This window comes from Meridianimaribacter sp. CL38 (genome assembly GCF_004328055.1).
In the GTDB taxonomy this organism is placed as follows: Bacteria; Bacteroidota; Bacteroidia; order Flavobacteriales; family Flavobacteriaceae; genus Gaetbulibacter_B; species Gaetbulibacter_B jejuensis.
Window position 1 is genome coordinate 596,718 of record NZ_QKWS01000001.1, and the last position, 24,105, is coordinate 620,822.

20 protein-coding genes are annotated in these 24,105 nt (G+C 32.6%); 8 read left to right on the forward strand and 12 right to left on the reverse strand.

Annotated elements, in window-relative coordinates; translation table 11 throughout:
- Positions 1 to 41 precede the first annotated feature (41 nt).
- Positions 42 to 1,406, reverse strand: a complete 1,365-nt coding sequence (locus DMZ43_RS02705; protein WP_131506109.1) for a M28 family peptidase — start codon at positions 1,404 to 1,406, stop codon at positions 42 to 44.
- A 122-nt stretch (positions 1,407 to 1,528) separates the two neighbouring features.
- Between DMZ43_RS02705 and DMZ43_RS02710 the strand changes: the two genes are divergently transcribed.
- From DMZ43_RS02710 to DMZ43_RS02720, 3 genes are all read left to right on the forward strand, one after another.
- Positions 1,529 to 1,900 carry a BlaI/MecI/CopY family transcriptional regulator gene (locus DMZ43_RS02710; RefSeq protein ID WP_129759462.1) on the forward strand — a complete coding sequence of 124 codons (372 nt, stop codon included), beginning with the start codon at positions 1,529 to 1,531 and terminating at the stop codon, positions 1,898 to 1,900.
- Positions 1,901 to 1,906: 6 nt separating this feature from the next.
- Positions 1,907 to 4,783: a M56 family metallopeptidase gene (locus DMZ43_RS02715; RefSeq protein ID WP_131506110.1), complete on the forward strand. Its 2,877-nt coding sequence runs from the start codon at positions 1,907 to 1,909 to the stop codon at positions 4,781 to 4,783.
- A 110-nt stretch (positions 4,784 to 4,893) separates the two neighbouring features.
- A complete protein-coding gene (locus tag DMZ43_RS02720; RefSeq protein ID WP_131506111.1) occupies positions 4,894 to 5,994 on the forward strand; it encodes a DUF4407 domain-containing protein in 1,101 nt (366 codons plus the stop codon).
- A gap of 1 nt (position 5,995) precedes the next feature.
- Here DMZ43_RS02720 and DMZ43_RS02725 read toward each other — a convergent pair whose 3' ends face one another.
- From DMZ43_RS02725 to DMZ43_RS02760, 8 genes are all read right to left on the reverse strand, one after another.
- On the reverse strand, positions 5,996 to 6,277 hold the full coding sequence (locus DMZ43_RS02725) for an STAS domain-containing protein (RefSeq protein ID WP_129759465.1): 282 nt from the start codon (positions 6,275 to 6,277) through the stop codon (positions 5,996 to 5,998).
- Positions 6,278 to 6,459: 182 nt separating this feature from the next.
- Positions 6,460 to 7,704: an FAD-binding oxidoreductase gene (locus DMZ43_RS02730; RefSeq protein WP_131506112.1), complete on the reverse strand. Its 1,245-nt coding sequence runs from the start codon at positions 7,702 to 7,704 to the stop codon at positions 6,460 to 6,462.
- 36 nt (positions 7,705 to 7,740) lie between these two features.
- Positions 7,741 to 8,106 carry a four helix bundle protein gene (locus DMZ43_RS02735; RefSeq protein ID WP_131506113.1) on the reverse strand — a complete coding sequence of 122 codons (366 nt, stop codon included), beginning with the start codon at positions 8,104 to 8,106 and terminating at the stop codon, positions 7,741 to 7,743.
- A 45-nt stretch (positions 8,107 to 8,151) separates the two neighbouring features.
- Positions 8,152 to 9,162: a 4-hydroxyproline epimerase gene (locus DMZ43_RS02740; RefSeq protein ID WP_131506114.1), complete on the reverse strand. Its 1,011-nt coding sequence runs from the start codon at positions 9,160 to 9,162 to the stop codon at positions 8,152 to 8,154.
- Positions 9,155 to 10,882 carry a DUF885 family protein gene (locus DMZ43_RS02745; protein ID WP_131506115.1) on the reverse strand — a complete coding sequence of 576 codons (1,728 nt, stop codon included), beginning with the start codon at positions 10,880 to 10,882 and terminating at the stop codon, positions 9,155 to 9,157. The genes DMZ43_RS02740 and DMZ43_RS02745 overlap by 8 nt, the downstream gene beginning before the upstream one ends.
- Positions 10,879 to 12,462 carry an aldehyde dehydrogenase (NADP(+)) gene (locus tag DMZ43_RS02750; RefSeq protein WP_131506116.1) on the reverse strand — a complete coding sequence of 528 codons (1,584 nt, stop codon included), beginning with the start codon at positions 12,460 to 12,462 and terminating at the stop codon, positions 10,879 to 10,881. The genes DMZ43_RS02745 and DMZ43_RS02750 overlap by 4 nt, the downstream gene beginning before the upstream one ends.
- Before the next feature lie 83 nt (positions 12,463 to 12,545).
- Positions 12,546 to 12,812, reverse strand: coding sequence for a DUF1272 domain-containing protein (locus tag DMZ43_RS02755; protein ID WP_131506117.1), 267 nt, complete (start codon positions 12,810 to 12,812; stop codon positions 12,546 to 12,548).
- Positions 12,813 to 12,951: 139 nt separating this feature from the next.
- Positions 12,952 to 13,866: a dihydrodipicolinate synthase family protein gene (locus DMZ43_RS02760; protein ID WP_131506118.1), complete on the reverse strand. Its 915-nt coding sequence runs from the start codon at positions 13,864 to 13,866 to the stop codon at positions 12,952 to 12,954.
- Between the two features lie 170 nt (positions 13,867 to 14,036).
- Here DMZ43_RS02760 and DMZ43_RS02765 point away from each other — a divergent pair, with 170 nt between their 5' ends.
- Together DMZ43_RS02765 and DMZ43_RS14920 are read left to right on the forward strand one after the other, a co-directional pair.
- Positions 14,037 to 14,879: an AraC family transcriptional regulator gene (locus DMZ43_RS02765; RefSeq protein WP_131506119.1), complete on the forward strand. Its 843-nt coding sequence runs from the start codon at positions 14,037 to 14,039 to the stop codon at positions 14,877 to 14,879.
- Position 14,880: 1 nt separating this feature from the next.
- Positions 14,881 to 15,024, forward strand: a complete 144-nt coding sequence (locus DMZ43_RS14920; RefSeq protein ID WP_187347837.1) for a hypothetical protein — start codon at positions 14,881 to 14,883, stop codon at positions 15,022 to 15,024.
- Here DMZ43_RS14920 and DMZ43_RS02770 read toward each other — a convergent pair.
- Both DMZ43_RS02770 and DMZ43_RS02775 read right to left on the reverse strand, forming a co-directional pair.
- Positions 15,021 to 15,599, reverse strand: coding sequence for an alkylphosphonate utilization protein (locus DMZ43_RS02770; RefSeq protein WP_131506120.1), 579 nt, complete (start codon positions 15,597 to 15,599; stop codon positions 15,021 to 15,023). The genes DMZ43_RS14920 and DMZ43_RS02770 overlap by 4 nt on opposite strands.
- A gap of 70 nt (positions 15,600 to 15,669) precedes the next feature.
- The gene (locus DMZ43_RS02775; protein WP_131506121.1) at positions 15,670 to 16,857 is read right to left on the reverse strand and encodes a response regulator; all 1,188 of its coding nucleotides are present in this window, start codon (positions 16,855 to 16,857) and stop codon (positions 15,670 to 15,672) included.
- A gap of 179 nt (positions 16,858 to 17,036) precedes the next feature.
- Between DMZ43_RS02775 and DMZ43_RS02780 the strand changes: the two genes are divergently transcribed.
- From DMZ43_RS02780 to DMZ43_RS02790, 3 genes are read left to right on the forward strand one after another with little or no spacing between them, the layout of a single operon-like run.
- The gene (locus DMZ43_RS02780) at positions 17,037 to 20,126 is read left to right on the forward strand and encodes a hypothetical protein (RefSeq protein ID WP_131506122.1); all 3,090 of its coding nucleotides are present in this window, start codon (positions 17,037 to 17,039) and stop codon (positions 20,124 to 20,126) included.
- Complete coding sequence (locus DMZ43_RS02785) at positions 20,126 to 21,343, forward strand: hypothetical protein (RefSeq protein WP_131506123.1); 1,218 nt, start codon at positions 20,126 to 20,128, stop codon at positions 21,341 to 21,343. The genes DMZ43_RS02780 and DMZ43_RS02785 overlap by 1 nt, the downstream gene beginning before the upstream one ends.
- Positions 21,337 to 22,851, forward strand: a complete 1,515-nt coding sequence (locus DMZ43_RS02790) for a glycoside hydrolase family 2 TIM barrel-domain containing protein (protein WP_131506124.1) — start codon at positions 21,337 to 21,339, stop codon at positions 22,849 to 22,851. The genes DMZ43_RS02785 and DMZ43_RS02790 overlap by 7 nt, the downstream gene beginning before the upstream one ends.
- Here DMZ43_RS02790 and DMZ43_RS02795 read toward each other — a convergent pair.
- A complete protein-coding gene (locus DMZ43_RS02795; protein WP_131506125.1) occupies positions 22,841 to 24,058 on the reverse strand; it encodes a glycosyltransferase in 1,218 nt (405 codons plus the stop codon). The genes DMZ43_RS02790 and DMZ43_RS02795 overlap by 11 nt on opposite strands.
- Positions 24,059 to 24,105 lie beyond the last annotated feature (47 nt).

Here is a 24,105-nt window from a genome sequence, read left to right on the forward strand (position 1 = left end):
TTCAATTTCTTGAACGGTTTTTTTATGCTTTTTACAAAAAGTTACTCCTTAACAATTTTATAAGTCCCTGATTTATTAGAAGACGACACTTTTAAAAAATAAATACCTTTAGGCAAATCTTTTGTTTTCAAAGTTGTTGAACCCATAATTTCTGATTTATTTAAAAGCAATTTACCTCCAACATCATAAAGAGTAAATTCATAAGATTCTTCAAAAGAAATATCGATATTGAGTTTACTTTTTACAGGATTTGGAAAAACACTTATTTCAGAATTAGAAAACGGTTCTAAACTCAACGAATTAAAACTCACACAAACACTAAATTCTGAACAACTTCCATTGGTAACTTCAACAGCATAATTACCATTTACAGTTGGTGTAAAAGTTTGCCCTGTTTCACCTGACAATGCAGTGTTTGTATCACAATTATACCATTGATAAGATGCAGAAGCATCATTAGAAGTTAATGTACTTGGGCTTTGCGTAATTGTATTATCAACATCAATCAAATTTGCCTTAGTAACCATATAACCCATAATAAGCTTAGCTAATTCATGATAATACGGAAAGTTTAACGTGTTGTACCTATCATTTGAAGAATGGTAAAATGGTGTTTCGTCATTGGTTTCCCAAGATTCTCCTACTAAAACAGCTGTAAAACCTTGATTCCAAAACCTAGCATGATCACTTGCTGTTGTTCCAGGATTTACAACATTAACATTTAAAGTAAAACCATAGGTAGGATCTTCTAAAACCGCAATAATATCATCTTTCATAGCAAGTGAATTGCCAAAATCTCTAACATCGATATCAAAATCGTTATCATCATTACCATCATAACCCATCATATCAATGTTTAAAACTCCCAAGATATTATCACCATTTGAAGCCGCTTGAGTAGCATAATAATTTGCACCAAGCAAGCCTATTTCTTCTTCATCCCAAAGCGCATAAACAATTGTATTATCTAAGCATTGTGTCGATAAAATACGAGCAATTTCTAGTACAGTTGCAACTCCACTAGCATTATCATCAACACAATAATCAGCAACCGTATCATAATGTGCACAAATAATATATATATCATCAGGATTGGTTTTTCCAACTTGGGTTGCAATTATATTTCTACCGTTAGAGTCAAATTGTTGTGCTGCTACAGTAATGTTATCCATTTGCTCAAACCTTTGAACTAAATAGTCTGCTGCCAAATCGTTATTAGCTTGTTGCCTATTAAGAATTGTTACTGTATTTCCGTTAACAACGGTTGATTGCTCACCTGAAAATTCTCTTAAGGTGAGTTGTAGAGAGTCTAAATTAACTTCATTTATAATGTCTGAAATGCTTTGAGCACTTGTAACGAACACAAATGCAAAAACACCTAACAAACTAAAAATAAGCTTCTTCATTTTGGGGATTCGTGTAAAATTTAGTCAAATATAATAGATTTTAATAAAATAATGCCTTGGATAATTTGGATATATTATTTTTTATTCTACATTTGTAGAGTTAATTCTAAATATGTAGAATAATGAGTCTATCAAAAACCGAAGAAGATTTAATGAACCACCTGTGGAAGTTAGAAAAAGCTTTTATGAAAGATTTGCTTGATGCTTACCCAGAACCAAAACCAGCTACAACAACGGTTGCTACGCTTTTAAAACGTATGATTGATAAAGGGTTTGTAGATTATAAACTCTATGGAAAGTCTAGAGAATATTTTCCTTTAGTAAAAAAGAAAGATTATTTCTCTAAGCATGTTAATGGGTTAATCAAGAATTTTTTTAATGATAGCGCAAGTCAATTTGCGTCGTTTTTCACCAAAGAAACCAACTTATCAAAAAAAGAACTCGAAGACTTAAAAGCATTAATTGATAGTGAAATAAAAAAGAAACCAAACTAAAAAACCATGCTCGATTATATTTTAAAATCATCGGCTTGCTTACTTGTTTTACTACTATTTTACAAGTTAATATTGGAGCGTGAAAACATGCACCAGTTAAAACGTTTCTACCTATTGTTGGCAACCGTTTTAGGGTTTACTATTCCGTTCATTACCATTACAACCTATGTAGAGCCAACATACACTTTAGGCACATTTCAACCTCCTTTACTAGAGCCTGTGTTTTATCCTGAAACCACTCAACCTACTGAACAAAACACCAATTTTTGGCCTACACTATTATGGAGTATTTATGGAATAGGAGTGGTTTTATTTTTAGTGAAGTTTATAGTTAACCTCACAAAACTCATCGCAAAAATAAAGACCAATCCTAAACTAAAAAGCAAAAATATCATTAATGTTTTAATCAATAATCTTGAAATTCCTCACACGTTTTTAAGCTATATATTTTTAAACAAAACCAAGTTTGAAAACAATCAAATACCAGAAGAAGTATTATTACATGAGCACACACACGCTACTCAAAAACATAGCTTAGACATATTATTTATTGAACTTCTACAAATTGCATTTTGGTTTAATCCGATTATATACTTCTTAAAAAAAGACATTAAACTCAACCACGAGTACTTAGCTGACCAAGCCGTATTACAACAAGGTACTCAAATAAACACATACCAACATTTATTGTTGGCCTTTTCATCAACACATGGTGGTAACGAACTTACCAATGCCATTAATTATTCATCAATCAAAAAACGACTTACAGTTATGAAAACACAAACATCATCCACCAAAAAATGGATTAAAACCTTAGTGGTTTTACCTCTTTTGGCAATTTTAATCTTTGGGTTTAGTAAAAAAGAAGAGGTTGTAAAAGAAGTCACACCTTTAATTACTGAAAACAATTATGAAAACAAATCATCGCAATTTTTTATTACAATTGAAAAAAATGAAAACTCAATAACCCTTAAATGTGAAAATGGTTGTAAATGGAGTAAACTACTTTTGGACACCAATACAAATCGAAGTTACACTTTTACCGATTATGGTTTTTCTGAAGGCAAAACTTTAGAAACCGACCAATTTGCCTTTACGATTGAACCTAATGAATCTGGTGTTTTTCTAAATGGGTTGAAAGGCACCGCTTGGTTAGAACTAAGCGTCTCATTATACGAAAATCAGGTTCGAGCGATCGATCAATTTGGAGTAACAAATTTAACACGATCAAGTATTGAAGAAAAAAACAAAAAAACAATAGCGATGAAAGCTGTTGACAACGTGCTTTTCATTGGTAACAAAAAATCTAGTATCGATACATACGTAGATGACTTAAACGAAATTACCAAAAATTGGACATTGAAGGATTTCGAACTAACAACATTCGATTTAAAAACAGAAAACTGCTCAAAAGATTTTTTGGACAAATTAAATGAATTGCATAAAAAAACCGACTATTTTTTAACTACTGTTATTGGTTCAAAATCTTTAGTTGAAAAATCTAAACTTAAAGCAAAAATCACAAAACAAGACGAGAACGAAGGTGCTTCAGAAGAACAAATGCAAGAATATCGCAATTTTATCAATGAATACAAATCAACTAACGTTGTTTATTCTGAAAAACATAAACGTGCGGTAATTATTTATGACCAGTTAATGACTGATAAGCAACGTGCATCGGTTGATAAATATCCTAGTAATTTAATTCCTGATAGCAATCTTTCTAAAACACAACCAAAGCAACCAACATCTTCTGAGTTTGAATCTTGGAAAAATGAAAAAGAGTTTGCCATTTGGTTAGATGGAAAGCCTATACCAAACTCAAACCTAAACAAACTTTCTGCTAATGATATTGTGCATTATACAGGTTCATTTATTCACAATAATGCAAGAAGCGATAGGTTTCCGCAACCTTACCAATACTCATTATACACAAAGAAAGGGTTTGAAAACACGTATCAAAAAGCAAATGTAAATCAGTATAAAAAAGCATCAGAAGCATATACTAATGCGATACAAAATTTCTTAAAGGGTTCACAAGAAGACAATTCTGAACTAAAAATTTTAAAAGCGCAAGCTGATAAGATATATAATACGTTTACAAAAGAAGAACTTAAAGAGAATAACATACTACAAACACCTCCATTACCAGCTCAAAAAAAAGCATTTAACAATTGGGTTAAGGTTGAAAATATCTTAGAACAGAGTTCTCAAGACAATAAAGGAGTTACTAAAGAAGAATTAAAAGAATACAATACTCTTGCTAAACATATTAATTCTCAAATTTCTGAGAGTGAATATCCAATTGTGAAGCACAAAGATGCAGTAAGGGTAAAGTATTTGTACAATAAAATGTCTAAAGAGCAAAAAGAATCTGCCGAAGCTTTTCCCGATTTCTCAAAGCTTCCACCTCCACCTCCACCTGCTCCAGACCCAAATGTTAAAACAGGCTTTATAACTATTAATAATTCTACTCATTATTATGTTACTCAAAATGGAAACACTAAATATTATAACCGTTATGGTCAAGAAACCAATAAAGAAGGAACTATAATCAACGACACTCAAGTTGATGGTGACAAAGTAGTTCCTGGTCAAAAAATAACAAAAGTATATAAAGATAATAAGATTGTTAGTGAGTTCAATAAAAATTGGGATCAAGACGTTCCACCTCCTCCACCTCCTCCAAAATCACCTTTAGACCATATAATTGACATGGCTAAAAAAGGCGCTGCATTTTATTATGAAGGAAAATCAATTTCTTCAGACGAAGCCATTGCTTTATTAAAAAAGAATAATGAGCTTAATATTTCCACACAACAGACTGATTCAAAACAAGCTAAAGTTTACATCACAAAAGCACCTGTTAGTATTAAAAATTGATTCACTTAAAACTTACAATTACCAGAAGCCTTGAATTTTCAAGGCTTTTTTTGTAACAATTCAGTATTTTTTACGTTCTAATAGACATCAACCAAAAAACCGAATCAGTTATGTTAAAAAAATTCTTCATCATTTGTTCTGGTTCTGATACTGATATTCTTGATAATTGTTCTATTGGCGAACAAAACAAATTTGCAGGTATTGGAGCTACTGTTTTTTTTACTGCAGTAATGGCATTTATTGCCGCTAGTTATGCGCTTTATACCGTTTTTGATAATTATTTTACAGCTGTTGCTTTTGGTTTTATTTGGGGATTACTCATTTTTAACCTCGACCGTTTTATAGTATCAACCATAAAAAAAAGAGGTAACATTATTGATGAGCTTATACAAGCTTCTCCAAGGATAATTTTAGCAGTGATTATAGCTATAGTTATTTCAAAACCACTCGAATTAAAGATTTTTGAAAAGGAAATCAACCAGGTGCTTTTAGAAGAAAAGAATAGCATGACACTTGCTAATCAAAATCAAATTGCTGAACAATACACTCCTGAAATTGCAGCATTAGAAAACAATATTGAGTTTCTTAGAAATCAAGTCAACACCAAAGAAGCTGAAGTTAATGCGCTTTACGACACATACATTACTGAAGCTGAAGGCTCAAGTGGCTCCATGAAACTAGGCAAAGGTCCTGTTTACAAAGAAAAACGTGATAAGCATGATACTGCTCTAGCGGAATTACAGCAACTAAAAGCCGATAATAAAACAAAAATCGAAGCTATTGAAGCTGAAATTACTCAGCTTAAAACCAATTACGACACACAAATTGCAACCACACAACCTATTATTGATGGTTTTGATGGTTTAATGGCTCGTGTAAATGCTTTAGGCAAACTACCTTGGCTGCCTTCGTTTTTTATCTTTTTGCTGTTTTTAGCTATTGAAACCTCTCCTATTTTTGCAAAACTATTATCTCCAAAAGGCGAGTATGATTTCAAACTAGAAGATGCTGAAACTGCTGTTAAAACTTGGGTTGAACAAAAGGTTAACGAACGAAATGTTCTATTAAAAACAGATAGAGACATCAACAATAAAATCTACAGCGATATTGCTGAGGAAGACGAGTTGTATCAATACAAGCGCAAAAAAGCTCGAGAATTAATGCAACTACAAGCTGATGCCTTTTTTAAGCACCAAAAAAACGCATTATAAATTAAGCTGCTGTTTCTTTAGTTTTAAAGTGGTCGTATAACTCTTTACATCCAAAACCAATAATAGACAAGCGTTTTTGTTTTGTAATAGATTCGTTATGGAGTTTAGCTAATGCTCTTACACCATATCTATCAATACTTTCAATGCCTTCAATACTAATGGTGATTTCATCAGACTTTTCGAATACATTTCTAAATTCATGATGAAAAACATCCACACTAGTTCTATCAAGCACACCAGTGACTTTAAAAAAATTGTTGTAGCAAGTAATTTTAAGACTCATAAACATAATTTTATAAGGTTAAACAATAAATCTGGTGCTATTAAAATCGGGTGGGAATGGTGTAAATGTCTATAAATGAAATAAAAAACCGAAAGATTTTCGATAAACTACTTAAAAGCTAGACTAGATAAAATTACAAAGCAAAAAAGTCGACAAAACACAGGTTTAGAGTATTTTACCTACTAAAACCTTCTGTCAGGAGTAAAAATATTCACATCTAGCGAAGTTGGATGATTTGAAATAATTTCAGACACTAACTTCCCTGTTGCTGTTCCCATACTCCAACCCATCATTGCATGACCTGTTGCAATGGTTAGATTTTCGCATTTTGATGATTTTCCTATATAAGGCAATCCATCAGGAGTTACTGGTCGCAAACCACACGCTGCATTTTGTTTTTCTTGTTGAGTTAATTCTACATTAGGATAAAAACGTGTTGTCGCTTGAGAAATGGCTTCAACTCGAGTGCTGTTGATTGTATTGTTAATTCCTGCTATTTCCATAGTACCTGCAAAACGCGTAAAACCATTCATAGGAGTTACTGCTACTTTAGCTTCTGTTAATATTGAAGGAATTTGTATCCCAGTAGTCTGAGTAGTATTTATTCTGTAGCCTTTTCCTGCTTGTAACAATAATTTTAAACCTAATTTTTTACTAAGCAAATTACTCCAAGAACCAGCAGCCAAAACAAACTCATCTGCCTTTAAAGATTGCTTATTTGTTCTTATTTCTGAAATCTTTCCGTTGTCAACCGTTAAATCTTCTACTTTTTCATTTAAAAGAAATTGAACTCCTACAGTTTGCAAATATGTTTTCATTTCAGCCATAAACTCATGTGGTGTAGTATGTGAATCGCATTTATAATACGTTGCACCTTTAACATTTATGTTGACGTTAGGTTCTAATGTTTTCAGATCTTGAAGACTAATTTCTGATGCATCTAACCCTTCTCGCTTAGCTAAATGTGCTGTTTTAACTTCTTCTTCAAGCATTTTCTCTGTTTGACACAACATTAAAAGCCCTTTCTTTTCATAATGAAATGAAAAGTTTTCAGTTTGCTTTATATCATCATACAAGTCCTGACTCAACAATGAAATAGATTTTATGGCAGGAATTGCTTTTTTAACATGATTAGCATTACACGACTTATTAAACGCTAAGACCCATTTTAGAAAATCAGATTCTAATCTAGGTTTGATGTATAACGGACTTGATGAATTAAACATCCATTTCAATCCTTTTTTCATAACTCCAGGAGCAGAAAGCGGAACAATATGACTTGGTGACAAATAACCTGCATTTACATAAGAAGCTCCTGAGTCCATACCAGATTGATCAACAACAGTTACTTGGTGACCTTCCTTTTGAAGATAATACGCAGAACATAAACCAATAATTCCGCCTCCAATTATTATACAATGCTTCATGGATTTAATGATTTAATGAAATAGTGCTTCATAAAACTAATTATTTGTTCCTGTACTTTTTCTAGCTTTAGAAACTATTTTTACAATTTCAAGTGCTTCGTTAATTAAAGGTGTAAGATGTTTAACAGAAACTAAATTAGAATCATTTAAAATTTCTAACCAAAATAAAGTCTCATCAGCCTCTTCAACTACAATAGACATTTTCGAGAAAAATTCTTTTTTTGAACGTGAAATACAAGCAGCTCTATAATTTGCTGCAGTGGAAGTTGCAGATCGAATAAGTTGCCTACCAATAACTCTGGTTGCTTCAGTTTTCTGAATTTCATCATAAAGCAAAATAATATCGACAGCCAATTGCTTTGTTCTTTTCTTTATTGATTCTACAAATTCTGACTTTTCCATAAATGCATCATTATTTCATTATTTCATTGTTTCATTGTCTCAGTCTTAAATCACTTGAAAACCATACGCATAAGGATCGTCTTTAGTATCTATAGTTATTGTATTATGTCCATAAATTTTTGCCCAACCTTGAATACTTGGTATTATGGCTAATTTATTATCTAAAGTTGCTTCTTTTTCAACACGTCCTATAAATTTACTACCTATAAAACTTTCGTGAATAAAATCTTCTCCAACCTTCAGCTTTCCTTTTGCGTACAACTGTGCCATTCTAGCTGAAGTTCCTGTACCACATGGACTTCTATCTATGGCTTTATCACCATAAAACACCGCATTTCTACCTGATGAATTAGCATCAATAGGGTTTCCTGTCCAGAGCATGTGTGAGACATCTTTTATAGTTTCATTTTCAGGATGTATAAATTGATTAGGATATTTTTCATTAATGCGCTGTCTTACCACTTGTGAGTATTGGATAATTTTTGATGCTGAAAAATCATGAACTCCTGAAAAATTATCTTGTGGGTCAACGATAGCATAAAAATTTCCTCCGTAAGCAACATCAAACTTAATTTCACCTAATTCAGGACATTCAACAGATAAGTTTTCTGCAGCTAAATAACTTTTCACGTTAGTTAGCTTAACCCAATCTACTTTTTTACCTGTTTGTTGATATTCTATATCTACCAAACCAGCAGGAGCTTCCATTTTTATTTTTCCAGGTGTTTTAGGAGTAATCAATCCCTCTACAATAGCAATGGTAATTGTTCCTATAGTACCATGTCCGCACATTGGCAAGCATCCTGAAGTTTCAATAAACAAAATAGAAAAATCATTTTCTGGATTGTGTGGTGGATATAAAATTGAACCACTCATCATGTCGTGACCTCGTGGTTCAAACATTAATCCTTTTCGTATCCAGTCAAAGTCTTTTAAAAAATGCTGGCGTTTTTCGCTCATTGTTTTACCAATAAGTTTTGGCCCTCCTTCTTTTATAAGCCTAACAGGATTTCCGCAGGTATGCGCATCAATGCAAACAAAAGTACTTTTACTCATTTACTTTTTGAATGTAGTTATTCACTCGCTCTTCAAGGATTGACAAGGTTACTGTGCCTTGTTCTAAAATTATTTCATGAAATGCTCTAATATCAAACTTAGCGCCTAATTCTTTTTCTGCTTTTTGACGTAGCTCTCTTATTTTCAATTCTCCAATTTTATAAGATAGCGCTTGTCCTGGCCATGAAATGTATCTGTCAGTTTCGGTATTAATTTCATGTAGTGATAATGCAGTATTTGATGACATATAATCTACTACTTGCTCTCGCGTCCATCCTTTTGCATGTATTCCTGTATCAACTACCAATCGGCAAGCACGCCACATTTCGTAAGTTAATTTTCCGAATTGTTCATAAGGCGTTGTGTATATACCCATTTCATCAGCTAAATATTCTGAATATAATCCCCAACCTTCTCCATAAACTGAGAGGTATAAATTTTTTCTAAACTGCGGAATACTGTCTCCTAGTTCATTATTTAAGCTCCCTTGTAAGTGATGACCAGGAACTGCCTCATGAGCAGTTAATGCTGGCAAGGTGTACAAGGTTCTACTAGGTAAATCGTAAGTATTTACCCAATAATAACCAGGATCGGTGCTTTCTTTAGAAGTGCCTATATAACGACCACTTGTATATTTTGGTGCAATAGCATCTGGTACTGGAGCTACTCCATAAGGTTTACGAGGTAAGGTTTTGAAATATCTTGGCAACTGCGCATCAATACGTTTTGCCATATCACGAGCAATCATTAAAATTTCCTCAGGAGTTTCAGCATAAAACTGCTTGTCTGTTCTTAAAAAATGAAAGAAGTCAGCAAAGCTTCCTTCAAAATTTAACTCTTTTATGATTTGCTCCATTTCGGCTTTTATACGAGCAACTTCTTTTAATCCAATATTGTGAATATCGTCTGCTGTGTATTGTGTACTAGTTGTGTAAAAGTTAATTCTGTTTTGATAAAGTGCTTTTCCGTTTGGTGTCTCTGAAACACCTAAAGTTGCTCTTGTTTTTGGGAAATACTCGGTTTCAAAAAAAGTTTTAATGCGTTTAAATTCTGGTGTTACTTTAGTTTCGATTGCTGTTTTAGCAGCTGTTAACACAGAGTCTTTTTGAGTTTCACTTAAATCTGAAGGCAAATTCTTAAATGGCGAATAGTAGTAACTATCTTGGTAATTATCTACAATATTATCGTTATAAGTTGATTCATAACCTTTAAAAATAACTAGAGGTTGCGAAATCCCTTTTTCTAATCCTTCTCTTAAGTTTACCAGATGCTGATTTACAAATTCTGGAATAGCATTAAGCTTATTTAAGTAATCTTTTACTTGGTTATAATTTGCAAGCGGTCTTACCTCATAAGTCAAACTGCTATGAAAACCTGCATCAGAAAGTATTGGGTTTAAATACTCTTCAAACATGTAATAATCAATTTGATCTTGAAGCACAAACGCTAAAAGTTTAGCTGAAATTTTATCAGTTTCGCTCAAACTACTCGTGTCAATTTTTGCTAATTCATCTAATGTTTTTTGAGCAAAATCAGCTTCGGTTTTATAATATTCTTTTGTAAAAAGACCTAAAGGATATGACTTATAATCATACCCTTCATGATCTTGATAGCTATTAATGATTTCATCTAATTTTGATGCTTTCTCAACTTGTTGGTCTTTGTTGCATCCAAAGCATAGTACCAATGCAATAAGTGCAATTTGTTTTATGCGTTTCATATTTTTTCAGTGGTTTGTTTGTTATTTACTAAACGTGAAATCTCAAGTGGATTTTCATTTTTCAATTCATCAGGAAGCAATTCATTAGGCCAATCCTGATAACTAAATGGACGTACCCAACGCTTTATAGAATGAATACCAACAGCTGTAAAACGACTATCAGTTGATGATGGATATGGACCACCATGTGTCATTGAAGGACATACCTCAACTCCTGTTGGTACACCATTAAAAATGATTCTTCCTACTCTATTTTGTAATGCAGAAACAATTTCAGGATATTGAGCAGCTTCATCATCATGAGCAATTAATGTTCCTGTAAGCTGACCTTCTAAATTTGAAATAATAGCTTCTAATTCTTCTACAGATTTACATTCAACAACTAAAGAATATGGCCCAAACACTTCTTGGTGTAATGTTGGATTATCTATAAATGCTTTTCCAGAAACCGTTGCAACTGTTTGTCTAGCATAGTTGGTTTTAACGTCTTCAGCGTATTCAGCAGTTACATGTAAATTATCCTGATTCACAGCCTTTTGTCGTTTAGCATCATAAGCATTAATAATATTAGGATGTAGCATACAAGTAGGATCGATTTTTATAATTTCTTCAGATAATTTAATTATGAAATTGGTTAAATCATCACCTTTAATTCCTAAAATTAAACCTGGATTGGTACAAAACTGACCTGTTCCTAATGTAATAGAACTCGCATAGGTTTTTGCTAAACTCTCATAATTGTTTTTTATGGATTTTGGAAGCATCACAACAGGGTTTACACTTCCCATTTCAGCAAACACAGGAATTGGTTCATCGCGTTGAGCAGCTAAATCGTACAATGCTCTTCCTCCATTAATACTTCCTGTAAATCCTACTGCTTTAACTCCTGAATGTTTAACCAGTTGCTCTCCAACTTCAATTCCGCTACTATTTAAATTTGAAAACACTCCGTTTGGCATTCCTGTTTTTTGAGCTGCTTTTACTATTGCAGAAGCTACTAATTCTCCTGTTCCTGCGTGCATAGGATGTGATTTTACAATAACAGGACAACCAGCAGCAAAAGCTGCAGCTGTATCACCACCAGCAGTTGAATATGCTAAGGGGAAATTACTTGCTCCAAACACCACTACTGGACCTAAAGGAATATACATTTTACGTAAATCGGGTTTTGGAGCTGGTTCTCTGTTGGGTAATGCTGTATCTATTGTAGCATCAACCCATGAGCCTTCATTTACTAAATCGGCAAACATGCGCAATTGCATTACTGTTCTACCTCGTTCTCCTTTTGCTCTGCCTTCAGGTAATCCGGATTCTGAACAATAGGTTTTTATCAGCAAATCGTCTAGAGCTAAAATTTCATCGGCTATCGTGTTTAAAAATGCTGCTTTTTTATCTTTTGAGATTGACCTAAACACTTTAAAAGCACTTGTTGCCAATGCAACTGCTTCATCAATTTCTTCTGCAGTTGCCTCAGTAAACACATGCTCATTTTTTATATTGAGCTGCGGATTAAACGTGTTATACTGCTTTGTTCCTTTAGATGATAAATTGTTTCCTATGTAGTTTTTTCCGGTTATCATATTTCTTATTGTCATTCTGCGCTACGACGCAGAATCTATTTGTTTTACTTATGGATTCCGCATCAAGTGCGGAATGACAAAGTCTAATTTTTATTAATTCGTTTTAAATGTGCTTCAACATCTACTGGTTTAAAAACTACTTTTGTTGAAACAGGGTATTTTTTTAAAAGTTGTTTTGGTCGTATTGGTCGTTTCTCAAAATCGCCTCCACAATTAGGACATACATGCTGTAAAACGTTTTCTACACAATCCTTACAAAATGTGCATTCAAACGTGCATATCATTGCCTCCCGAGAATCATAAGGCAATGATTTATTACAATGTTCGCATGTTGGTCTTATGTCTAACATTTTTTTTGTGTTAAGGATTGAGGCTTTGTTTGAGCTCTTTAGCTTTTAAGGATTCCGAACCGAAGTGCGGAATGACAAAAGGTAAAAGCGAGTGCCGAAAGCCTGACCACGCTTTTTGCGTGGGAACACCCAAATTAGTTTATAAATTTTTATAATCTGGAAGTTTTGGTCGATTTTCCAGACTCTTTTCTATGATTTTTATAACCTGTTTGCGCTCTTCTCCATACAATGGCAAACGAGGAGCACGAACATTTTCGGTTCCTATTTTAGTATAAACTTCAGCGAGTTTAATATTTTGTACTAATTTAGGATTTATATCTAACTCCAACAACGGCAAAAACCATCTATAAATGTCAATTGCTTCCTTAATGCGTCCTGCTTTTTGAAGTTCGTAAATTGCAACAGTTTCTGCTGGAAACGCGCAAACCAAACCAGCAATCCAGCCATCTGCTCCCATGAGCAGACTTTCTAAAGCTAAGGTATCAACTCCTGTCATGATTTTTAATCGGTCACCAAATCGGTTTTTAATTCTAGTAACGTTAGAGATATCTCGCGTGGACTCTTTTACTGCTTCAATGTTATTGCACTTGAGTAATTCTTCAAACATATCTAAACTCACCTCTACCTTATAGTCAACAGGATTGTTATAAATCATTATTGGCAATGAGGTATTATTTGCTACTGCTTTAAAGTATTCTACAGTTTCTTTATCTCCAGATTTATAGCGCATTGGAGGCAACATCATGAGTGCTTGTGCTCCATCATCTTCAGCTTTTTGAGCTGTAGCAATTGCAGCTTTGGTACTTTGTTCTGCCACATTAACCAACACAGGAACTCTTGAATTTACTAGATTTACTGTAGTTTTTGTTAGAATACGCTTTTCTTCATCTAACAACGTACTCGCTTCTCCTAAAGTTCCTCCTAAAACAATACCATGTACACCAGCTTCTAACTGAGCATTGATATTTTTTTCAAACATTTTTAAATCTAGTTCATCAGTGTCAGTAAACTTTGTGGTAACTGCTGGCATAACGCCTTTCCATTGTATACTCATAAATTACGTTTTTTTTGATAGTGTAAATTTAGAGTAACAATCGACTAAAAAATTAATAAGCAGTTATCCTTGATTAATATTATATTATCCAGTTTAGTATATTTATACTTAATTTTGAGTAGTATTTAATTATAAGAACTTTTTTCATAGAAATAAGATAGCAGTTTTCAATGCGAGTATTACCTTTTAAAATTCCTAAACCTGAAAAAGATGCTTTTGTCTATCAAGTTGATAACGCAGCTATTTTTTATGACAAGCTACATCAACACGAAGAAATACAAATGAGTTTTATTGTTGAAGGTGAAGGTACTTTACTAGTTGGCGATACTATTAACTACTATTCTAAAGGTGACATACTTATTATTGGCAGCAACTTGCCTCATGTGTTTAAAAGTGATGATAGTACGTGTAACACATCACACATGCTAACATTATTTTTTACTAAAAAGACTTTTGGAAGCACTTTTTTTCAACTTGAAGAACTGAAAGAGGTTCAACCTTTTTTTAAAAGAGCAACTCACGGATTTAAACTTACATCTAAACAAAAACTAGCAAGTGAACTGTTTTTTAAATTAGAAAATGCTTCAAAATTAAACCGACTGATCATCTTGCTTCAGCTTTTAAAACTGACGTCTTCAGCAAACTATAAAAGTTTATCTTCTTTTATATACGACAAAAAATACACTGATAATGAAGGTACGAGAATGCGAAATGTTTTTGAGTATACTATGAATCATTTTCATGAAAACATTACACTTGAAACGATTTCAGAAATTGCAGCAATGACCAAAAACGCATTTTGTAAATACTTTAAAAAACGTACCAATAAAACTTATATTCAATTTTTAAATGAGCTAAGAATTGAGCATGCCTGCAAACAATTAATTTTAGATAAAGAAATTACTATTGCTCAAATAGCTGAACACTGCGGATTTAATAATATGTCCAATTTCAACAGACAGTTCAAATCTGTTAAAGGCATGACGCCTTATGGTTTTAGACAAACAAACTGAAATGAAAAACAAACACACTTATTTAATACTAACTATTGCGTTACTCATTACAATTTATGGTCTAGTAAGCGGTAAATTTTTCTTCTTGTTTATCTTTTTACCCTTAGGTTTAGGGCTATTCAGTAGAAAGAAAAAGGATGATTAAAGTTTTTTTACATACTCGGTAACAATAACTATTTGTTGTCCGTCTACTTTTCCTTCAATATAAGTAGCGTTTTCATGATCTAAACGAATGTTGCGAACAGCTGTTCCTTGCTTAGCTACCATACTTGAGCCTTTTACTTTAAGGTCTTTAATAAGCACTACAGAATCACCATGTTCCAATATTACACCATTGGAGTCTCTATGAATAATCTTTTCGCTGTCGTCTTTATGCTCACCTGTTTCTTTTGCAAATGCCATTGTTTCGTCATCTAGATACATCATATCTAGTAAGTCTTGTGGCCAACCTTCTTTACGAAGTCTTTGTAACATTCTCCAAGCTATTACTTGTACTGCTTTGTGTTCGCTCCACATGCTATCGTTTAAACAACGCCAGTGGTTAGCATCCATATCTTCATTACCTTCAATTTGATTAAAACAGGTTTCGCATGCAAGAATACTTGTATCTACAGTTTCATTTAATGCTGGAGGAATATTGTATTGTTTTAAACCTGTTTTTGAACCACAAAGTTCACAGCTAGTATTGCTTCTTTCTTGTAATGTTTGTAAAACGCTCATGTTGTAGAATATTATTTTGCAATAATAAAACAAATAATGGTTTTACGAGTTTGAAAATTTGAGTAATAACTTAGTTTAACTCAAAGTTTACTTTTTCTAGTTTAATATCTTTTTTAGACGATTTCCCTCGATACACCCAAGCTATTTGAGCTAACTGCATTACAATTTTTACAGAATCTTTCATTGATAGTTTAGAACCATCTGCGTGTATCCATCTTTTTAATGGCTGTTCACAAAGCAATGCCTTTGCTTGTTTTAAGCCAAAGTGTTGACTCATTCTTTTAAAGATTTCTACATCAAAAATCCATTGTGTAACAAACTTATCTTTAAAAGCTACTTCTATAACATCTTTACTAAAGATTTTAGCTCCACATTGTGTGTCTTTAAAATCCATTTTTAAAATCTTTCTGATTATAAAATTGATTGTTAAGCTTATTATTTTACGAGCAGACTCTTTGGTAATATTAGCTCCCATTCTAGATATTCTAGAACCGCTTACAATTTTAAAATTTGAAGTTTCAATAGTTTTTACTAAATCGTCAAAATCTGATAAATCTGTAGATAAATCGGCATCTAAAAATCCTATGTAATCTAAATCGGCTTTTTTTGCCATGTGTAACATACCTAATCTTACAGCTTCTGCTTTTCCGCCATTTTTCTCACAGTCATACACAGTTATAAAGTCTTCTCTTCCTTTTTGAAGCTCTTTTAAAACCTTAAGAGTATTGTCCTTGCTTCCGTCGTTTACAAAACAAAGGTGATATCCTGAATTCTTATCTATATAGCTCAAAAACTCATCACTTAATAAACGCTCTTCTTCATTATAACAAGGGATTACAACACCTACGCAACGTTGTTGAATCATAACATCACTTTTTTCCACAGCTGATATAACTTTTGGCGCACCTATTAATCGTTTTACACGAGCGCTGATTTCGTTTAAGCTCAAAGGTTTTTTCATGTAGTCATCTATTCCTAATTCAAAACCTTCAGTTATTGTTTCATCTTTAGTGTCTCCAGACAATACCATAATTGGTGTTTGTGCTTTTTTAGTAATTCTTATGTGTTTTACAACATCTAATCCAGAAATATCTGGCATGTTTACATCTACAATTACTAAATCTGGTTGGTATGAATTGTATGTTTCAATTCCATCTTTACCTTTAGTTTCAATTTTTACATCGTAACCTAATTCTATTAATCTTTTTTGAAGTGGTAATAACACTAATTGTTGATCATCTATTGCTAAAACTTTCATAATGAATTATTTTTAATTGTTTTTGATACTCCAAAAGTACTCTCAAAGACGCTCTAAAAAGATAATTTTAGTTTAACCTATATTTTAGTGTCGACGAATGGTAGATTGCTGTAGATGATTAAAAAATGAACCACTATCTAATTTATTTATCTTTACATTGCTGAAATGTTTAACCTTAAATGAAAGAAACTTCAAACAAATATTTAATTACTGCGCTCCTACTTGGTTTAGCGTTTCATGGTAGTTCTATCTTTTTTACATTAGAGACTACGTATGATGCATTAATTCATTTGTTTTTTGCTGATCATTACGCTAACAGTTGGTTTGAACCCTGGAATTATAAATGGTATACTGGCTTTACTGTACAAAGTTACCCGCCATTAGTTCACCAAAGTATAGCGTTACTTTCTTTAATTGGTGGTTTAAAATTTGGTCTATTTAGTGTCGCGCTTATTGCTATTGTTCTTTTCATAACTGGTGCTTATAGGTTTTCATTAATGATGACTGGAAACAAAACCGTTGCAGGATACGCATCAGTTTTGGCTGTGTTCTCCTCTTCGTTTGTTGAAACGCTACATATTTTTGGGCAACTACCAAGCATTGTTGGTATTTCAGTTTTAATGCATGCCTTACCAGAAATATACTTATGGCTTAAAACTGGTAAGAAATGGTATTTAGCAACCTCTTTATCATTGATTGCTGTTACTGTTACGTCTCATCATGTGACACCTATTTTTGGGATGGTCTTTTTTATATTTCCTTTGATAGGTATGGTGCTTATGGATGTTTCAAAAGAGCAAGTTGGCACCATGAAAGCTGTTACTTTTAAAGTATTTTTAAGTAGCTTTTTTAAACTTTTTAAACGCATTGTTGTTTTTGGTGGCTGTTCTTTAGTGCTTATTGTTGGCTGTATATTTCCTTATTGGTTAAACTCAAAAGCTAACCCAATTACACAAGTCCCTATTCCGCATGGCTCTAGAGATAATTTTCTTGAGATTACGTCTTCTGGTTTAGTTTTCTTTTTAATTCCTTGGGGCGTTTTACTTATTCTACTTCCTTACATTTTTTACAGATATTACAGTAAGCGTTATTTGTTTTTTGGGTTATCCATAACAATATTAACCGTTTTAGGAACTGGAGGCACAACACCTATCCCTAGAAAAATGCTTGGTGAAACTGCTTTCAATATTTTAACGTTAGATAGATTTACACTTTGGGCATCTATTATGTCTATACCTATGCTTGGTGAATTTGCCTACCGACTTGTTGAAGGCGATTTAAAAGTTAGAATTCAATCACGATTTGGTGCTATTTACCATCGTATTATTGGTGGTATCCTTGCTGGTTTATTTGTTTTTATGGTTGTATTCACAATGAGTTTAGGCTATTTTAGACCATCACAACCGCAAAAAATAAAAATGCTTCCTATTGTGAATTTCTTGAACCAGGATGATCATGATAAGTGGCGATTTTTAACACTTGGTTTTGGTGACCAAATGGCTTGGTTAAGTGCACAAACCAATGCTATGACTGTAGATGGCAATTACCATTCAGCAAGACGATTACCCGAACTTACCACTCGACCTATAGAGCGTTTAGAAAACTCAAAATTTAAAGGTGTTGCAGGTATTGGTTCTTTACAGCAGTTTTTAACCACACCTGAAAAATATAATCTTAAGTATATTTTTTCTAACGACAAGTTTTACGACCCTATTCTTTACTTCTGTGGTTGGCAACGTTTACGTCAGTTAGAAAATGGCATTATGGTTTGGGAACGTTTAAACATTCCTCCTGTTTCTTCTATTTTACCAAAAGATGATGTTGCTAAATGGCTAAAAATACATTGGGGAATTATGCCTTTTTTAACGGTTTTAATTGCTTTTGTTTTAAACATTCAAATGCTATGGGTTAATATGCTTAAAACACGTTTTAAACCAATTCCTGATTTTTTAAAATATCCAGTAAACTATTCGCACTTTTCTAAAAACCTGCTACGCATAACGCACGTTTGGTCTTTTATTTTAGCTATTGCTGTGTTTTATGGTATTTATCTTTTTTACTTAAAAAACGATTCGCAACGCAGTCCTGAAAATGCTATTATTGCTTATTATGATGCTTTAGATTTTAAAGAGTTTGAAAAAGCTCATAGTTTAATCAACCCAAATAGCAATATTGATATTGCGCAATACATGCTAGAAATTTCTGTTACCGACGGTTTGTTAAGCAGCTATGCTAAAATGGATGCGATTACTACTGAAATCACAAAGCACAATGACAGTGTTGCTTCTGCAAAAGTAACGAGTCAATGGATTACACCTCTTGAAAAAATTGAAAAGGTCGATTACAAATCCCTTTTAAAAATTAAAGGCAATTGGTTTTTACAACCAGACGAATTAAATAACGACTTGCCACCAGACCAACTGTATTCAAATAATACCACACAATATTTCAACCAAGGAAGAAGACGTATCACGACAGAGCAAACGCATCATGAAGACATTTTAAAACAACCTGTTTTAGAAGTTGTTTCGGCTAAATTGGTAAAACATAATAATAGCTATGCTATTGTTGGCGAAGTACAAAATATTGATAATGTTCCTGCTGATGTCACCTTAAAAGGCACACTTTACAACGATGCCAATAAACAACTAGCCACTTACAATGCTAAATATCATGTAAAGCATAAATTAATGCCTAAAGAATCTAGTAGCTTTAGAATAAACTTTGAAGGTATTGCATGGTCTAAAACGCAAGACTCCATACCAGACACTTTTAATCCTGGCGAGTTTACTCCGGTTGAATTTGAAGAACAACCAACTAAATTCAACTTACAAGTGGCAGGAAATGTTTCTGGTTCTGATTTATATAAAAATGTGGTATTAAGTGACATTCACACTACTAACAGCTCAATTAATGGCAATCTTTTTAATAGTGGCATTCAAGAAATAACCATACCACAGTTACTTATTACCTATTACAATGCAAATAAAGAAATGGTTTGGGTTGATCACTTATTTATAAAAGAAGGCATTAGGCAACAGCGCAAACAAGATTTTAAATATGATATTTTAAACAATGAAACTATAGCTGTAATTTCTGAAAACATGGAAAATATTTATGTCAATGGTTTACCTAACAAAGCCATTGCTTCAAAAATTATATCAAACAGAATACAAAATCATACTGCTGCACAATTACAACCTGTTGAGCATCATGATTTTAGTTATATAAAAATTGAAATTAACACCTATATAGGAAACCCTAATTAATGCAAATAAAAGGCACATACTTGTTCATTTTATGCTTGATGTTTTTATCATCGTTTTTTGTTGTTCAGCAACAAGAATCAGTAAAAGACATAAAACTTCTAACTACCAAAACACAGTTTGAAGTTGGTAATGCCATTACATTAAAATTTTCTGGTAACGAAACCTCAACACCTTTACTTTATTGTTCTAGCAGTTATGGTTCCACATTAATTTCGAGTGTAACAACTGATAACACTTTAGCTTATACTATTCCAGAAGCAATTTCAAATAAAACAGGCGTTGTAAACTGGAAGCTTGTTAACGACAGTACGTTGCTTTCAGGAAAGTTTAATATCAATCCAAAAGCTGAAGTTGCCACTATGGAAACCTATATTGGTCCGCCAAGTATTGAAGCTGGCGGAACAGATTACACCATGCTTGTAGTAATACCAACAGATTCACTTGACAATCCTGTTCCTTCAAACACACAGGTTAATGCAAAACATCAATTTTTAGCATCAGAAGATACTAGTGCTATTTTCACAAATAACTTAATTGCTTATAAAAACATTTATTCTAAAATTGAACATGGCAGAATGCTTATTTCTTCTGAAAGTTTAAGCACAAATTCTAAAGAGTTTACCATTAATGTTACTGCTGCAATACCTTCAAATTTCAATATTTATTCAAAACGTCCTCATGAATATGCCGACGGAAATCAAATAACAACTTTTTCAACATCAATTATAAAAGACCGATTTAATAACACTGTAAGCGACGGTACATTTGTAACTTTTATTATTACAAATAGTCAAGGAAATATTTTAAAAACCTCCGGAACAACTATTGATGGTGTTGCTACTGCAAAAATGATTCATCCTGATTATAGTGACAATTGGGTAGTTAAAGCCTTTATTGATGGTATGGCTGAAAGTGATGAAATTACCATAAAATACAAGCAAGCAATAGATGACTTTGATGTTGCTTTTTCAAAAAACAACCGAACTATAAACGTTGGTCCTTTACAAAGTTTCATGCAACAAATGATTCCTGACGGCTTGCAGGTAACGCTTCAAATTTACAAAAACAATGCACTTATTCAGTCTGAAATAAAAACCTCTTATAATGGTTTTGTAAGTTTTAATATTAACGAAAACATTTACCTTAAAGGACAATATGACTTTACGGTTATTGCTGCTGGCATAGAAAAAAACTTTAAAAATAAAACACTATGGTAAGCCTTAATAAAAACATATTGCGTGCTGCACTTTTGGTTTCGTATATAGTAATTATTGCATTGATTATTTTTGGAGTGAGCGCTTTATACAGCTACTTAAATACAGGTGCTGACAGAAGTGCAATGCTACATACAGAAATAAAAAAGATAGATCAATATTTACCTAAAGTACATTGGCAATCTACAAACAACGAAGGCAGACCCATTGATAGTGAAAACCTAAAAGCAATTCAAAATGATTATTTAGATGCGTGGTATGTTAGGCATGTTGCTTATAAAACCAACATAAAAAATGGCATAGAAGATTATTTTACTGATAGTGCAAGAGAAAATATATACCAATTTATTGCACTAAACAGTTCTAAAAATATCACTGTAGAATCTACTACTTTAAGTCACAATATCACATTAGAGTTTTTTAGTGAAGACGGACAACTAGCAGTAATCACTGATCGTGATGTACAGGAATACAAACGTGTATTTCAAAACAAAAAACAACTACTAGAAACCAAAGAAGTCTCTACCTACAAAGTGGTTTTACTTTTAGAAGATGGTTTTTGGCGTATTAGACATTTTATAAAAGAAACAACTAATGCAGACAATGCAGCACCAAAATCTGTTTCAGTTAGTCCTTTGAGCATAAAAGGAATAAACTATTATCCGCAAGCAAATCCTTGGAATATGTTTGGTGATAGTTTTTCTAAAGACACTATTAGCAAAGACTTTAAAATTATAAAAGATGCTGGATTAAATTCGGTTAGAATTTTTGTGCAATATGATGATTTTGGTAAAGCCAATGTAAACCCCGAAAAACTTAACAAACTACAACAAACTCTAGATGCAGCTGAAGAAAACAAGTTAAAAGTTGTTGTAACCTTATTTGATTTTTACGGAGATTACTCTGTACTAAATTGGACCTTAAATCAACGACATGCTGAAACCATTGTAAACGCACTAAAAAATCATAACGCTTTACTTGCTTGGGATATTAAAAATGAACCTAATTTAGATTTTGAGTCTAGAGGGAAAGATAATGTTATTGCTTGGTTAGATAACATGATTGATTTGGTAAAATCTGTTGATAGTACTCATCCTGTTACCATTGGTTGGTCAAACACCAAAAGTGCTACTATATTAAAAAATGATGTTGATATAGTTTCGTTTCATTATTACGAAGATTTAGACAATTTAGATACCGAAATTAAAACGCTAAAATCTAAAACAGACAAACCATTAGTGCTACAAGAATTTGGATTATCATCTTATTCTGGATTTTGGAATCCGTTTGGCGCTTCAGAAGAAGACCAAGCTAATTATCATAAAAAAGCCCAAAGTATCATTGCAAAAAACAATTTACAATTTATGTCTTGGACCTTATACGACTTTGATAAAATACCAAAGGAAGTCGTTGGTAGACTTCCTTGGCTCAAAAACACTCAAAAACAATTTGGTTTCATTAATAAAAATAATACCAAAAAACTTTCTTTTAAATATATTTCTAGAGAATAATTTCTGAAGTACTCACTTCTCCTCTATTGATTTTTCTATCTATAATTTGCTCAAAATTATTTAGGTACATATCAGCTATTGTTGACATAGGAAATGCTGTAGCTGCTTTATAATTAGCTTGTCCTAATTGCTCTCTATAGTTGTCGTTTACCACAATTGCTTCAATAGCATTTGCTAAACTCTCTACAGATGTTGGCTCAAAAAACTCACCTTGGTATCCTTCATCTTTTACTAATAATGCTAAGTCTCCTAAATCTGGCATTACAACAGCCTTTCCATAACTTCCTGCTTGGTGTAAAACACCAGAACTTCCTGTTGTAGATGTATAAGGGAATACAACAACTGCACTTTCATTAAAAATTACTGGTACATCTTCTTCTTCAACATAACCTGTAAATCTTACTTGTGGCACATGCTTATAATCTTCTTGAACTTTAGCCAAATATCCTGGTACGTTAGGGTTATCTGTTCCTGCAATAACTACTTCTAAATCTAATCCTGTACGTTCTCTTACAAGCTCTACAGCTTCAATCATACCTTCAACTTTTTTGTAAGTTCCAAACTTACCAAAGGTCATAATTTGCATTGGTCCTTCAGGGATTTGATAATTTGGCTCTTCAGCTACTTCAAAAGTACCATGAGGAATTAATGTTACATTTTTAGCATTGTACTTGCTTTCTAAAATGTCAACATATTTTTGCATTGTTACAGCAACAGTATCTGCTTGGAGTATTAATCGTGTTAATGTGCTTCCTATAAAACCATACACTTTTTGCATTATTTTATTAGATGTAAAACCTGCATTTCCTAAATCTACTTCTTCTAAAATGTTATGTAATAATACAATGTTTGGAATACGTTTCAATCTGCAAACTAATGGCAACATTAATCCTAAAGCTGCTGCTACTTTTTTATCTCCAAACTTCATAAATTGTAAATTGAACAAAACTGAATCTGGTTTAGTGTCGTTGATTGCTTTAGTTACAGAAACAATGTTTTTATAGCTATTAAATTCCCAGCATTCTTTTACAGTAATTTTACAACCTGCTTCGGTAAATTCTAAGTCTTTTTCTCCTTCTGTTTTATCAGTTAATAGTATTAATTCAGTTACATTTTCTTTTTGTCTAAACTGCTTTACTAAATGATATGCATATTCGTTTAAAGTAACTTTACTTGGTGGATATGCTGTTACAATTGCTAGTTTCATAAGGTTAAGTTTTTGATGTTTTTGTTGTGTTTTAATTATAGTACAAA

Excerpts from the sequence above, each read along its gene's own strand:
- DMZ43_RS02775 (WP_131506121.1), bottom strand. The coding sequence starts at position 16,857 with ATGAAAGTTTTAGCAATAGATGATCAACAATTAGTGTTATTACCACTT.
- DMZ43_RS02715 (WP_131506110.1), top strand. The coding sequence starts at position 1,907 with ATGCTCGATTATATTTTAAAATCATCGGCTTGCTTACTTGTTTTACTA.
- DMZ43_RS02710 (WP_129759462.1), top strand. The coding sequence starts at position 1,529 with ATGAGTCTATCAAAAACCGAAGAAGATTTAATGAACCACCTGTGGAAG.
- DMZ43_RS02780 (WP_131506122.1), top strand. The coding sequence starts at position 17,037 with ATGAAAGAAACTTCAAACAAATATTTAATTACTGCGCTCCTACTTGGT.
- DMZ43_RS02785 (WP_131506123.1), top strand. The coding sequence starts at position 20,126 with ATGCAAATAAAAGGCACATACTTGTTCATTTTATGCTTGATGTTTTTA.
- DMZ43_RS02730 (WP_131506112.1), bottom strand. The coding sequence starts at position 7,704 with ATGAAGCATTGTATAATAATTGGAGGCGGAATTATTGGTTTATGTTCT.
- DMZ43_RS02770 (WP_131506120.1), bottom strand. The coding sequence starts at position 15,599 with ATGAGCGTTTTACAAACATTACAAGAAAGAAGCAATACTAGCTGTGAA.
- DMZ43_RS14920 (WP_187347837.1), top strand. The coding sequence starts at position 14,881 with ATGAAAAACAAACACACTTATTTAATACTAACTATTGCGTTACTCATT.
- DMZ43_RS02745 (WP_131506115.1), bottom strand. The coding sequence starts at position 10,882 with ATGAAACGCATAAAACAAATTGCACTTATTGCATTGGTACTATGCTTT.
- DMZ43_RS02790 (WP_131506124.1), top strand. The coding sequence starts at position 21,337 with ATGGTAAGCCTTAATAAAAACATATTGCGTGCTGCACTTTTGGTTTCG.
- DMZ43_RS02735 (WP_131506113.1), bottom strand. The coding sequence starts at position 8,106 with ATGGAAAAGTCAGAATTTGTAGAATCAATAAAGAAAAGAACAAAGCAA.
- DMZ43_RS02705 (WP_131506109.1), bottom strand. The coding sequence starts at position 1,406 with ATGAAGAAGCTTATTTTTAGTTTGTTAGGTGTTTTTGCATTTGTGTTC.
- DMZ43_RS02725 (WP_129759465.1), bottom strand. The coding sequence starts at position 6,277 with ATGAGTCTTAAAATTACTTGCTACAACAATTTTTTTAAAGTCACTGGT.
- DMZ43_RS02765 (WP_131506119.1), top strand. The coding sequence starts at position 14,037 with ATGCGAGTATTACCTTTTAAAATTCCTAAACCTGAAAAAGATGCTTTT.
- DMZ43_RS02795 (WP_131506125.1), bottom strand. The coding sequence starts at position 24,058 with ATGAAACTAGCAATTGTAACAGCATATCCACCAAGTAAAGTTACTTTA.
- DMZ43_RS02750 (WP_131506116.1), bottom strand. The coding sequence starts at position 12,462 with ATGATAACCGGAAAAAACTACATAGGAAACAATTTATCATCTAAAGGA.
- DMZ43_RS02755 (WP_131506117.1), bottom strand. The coding sequence starts at position 12,812 with ATGTTAGACATAAGACCAACATGCGAACATTGTAATAAATCATTGCCT.
- DMZ43_RS02740 (WP_131506114.1), bottom strand. The coding sequence starts at position 9,162 with ATGAGTAAAAGTACTTTTGTTTGCATTGATGCGCATACCTGCGGAAAT.
- DMZ43_RS02760 (WP_131506118.1), bottom strand. The coding sequence starts at position 13,866 with ATGAGTATACAATGGAAAGGCGTTATGCCAGCAGTTACCACAAAGTTT.
- DMZ43_RS02720 (WP_131506111.1), top strand. The coding sequence starts at position 4,894 with ATGTTAAAAAAATTCTTCATCATTTGTTCTGGTTCTGATACTGATATT.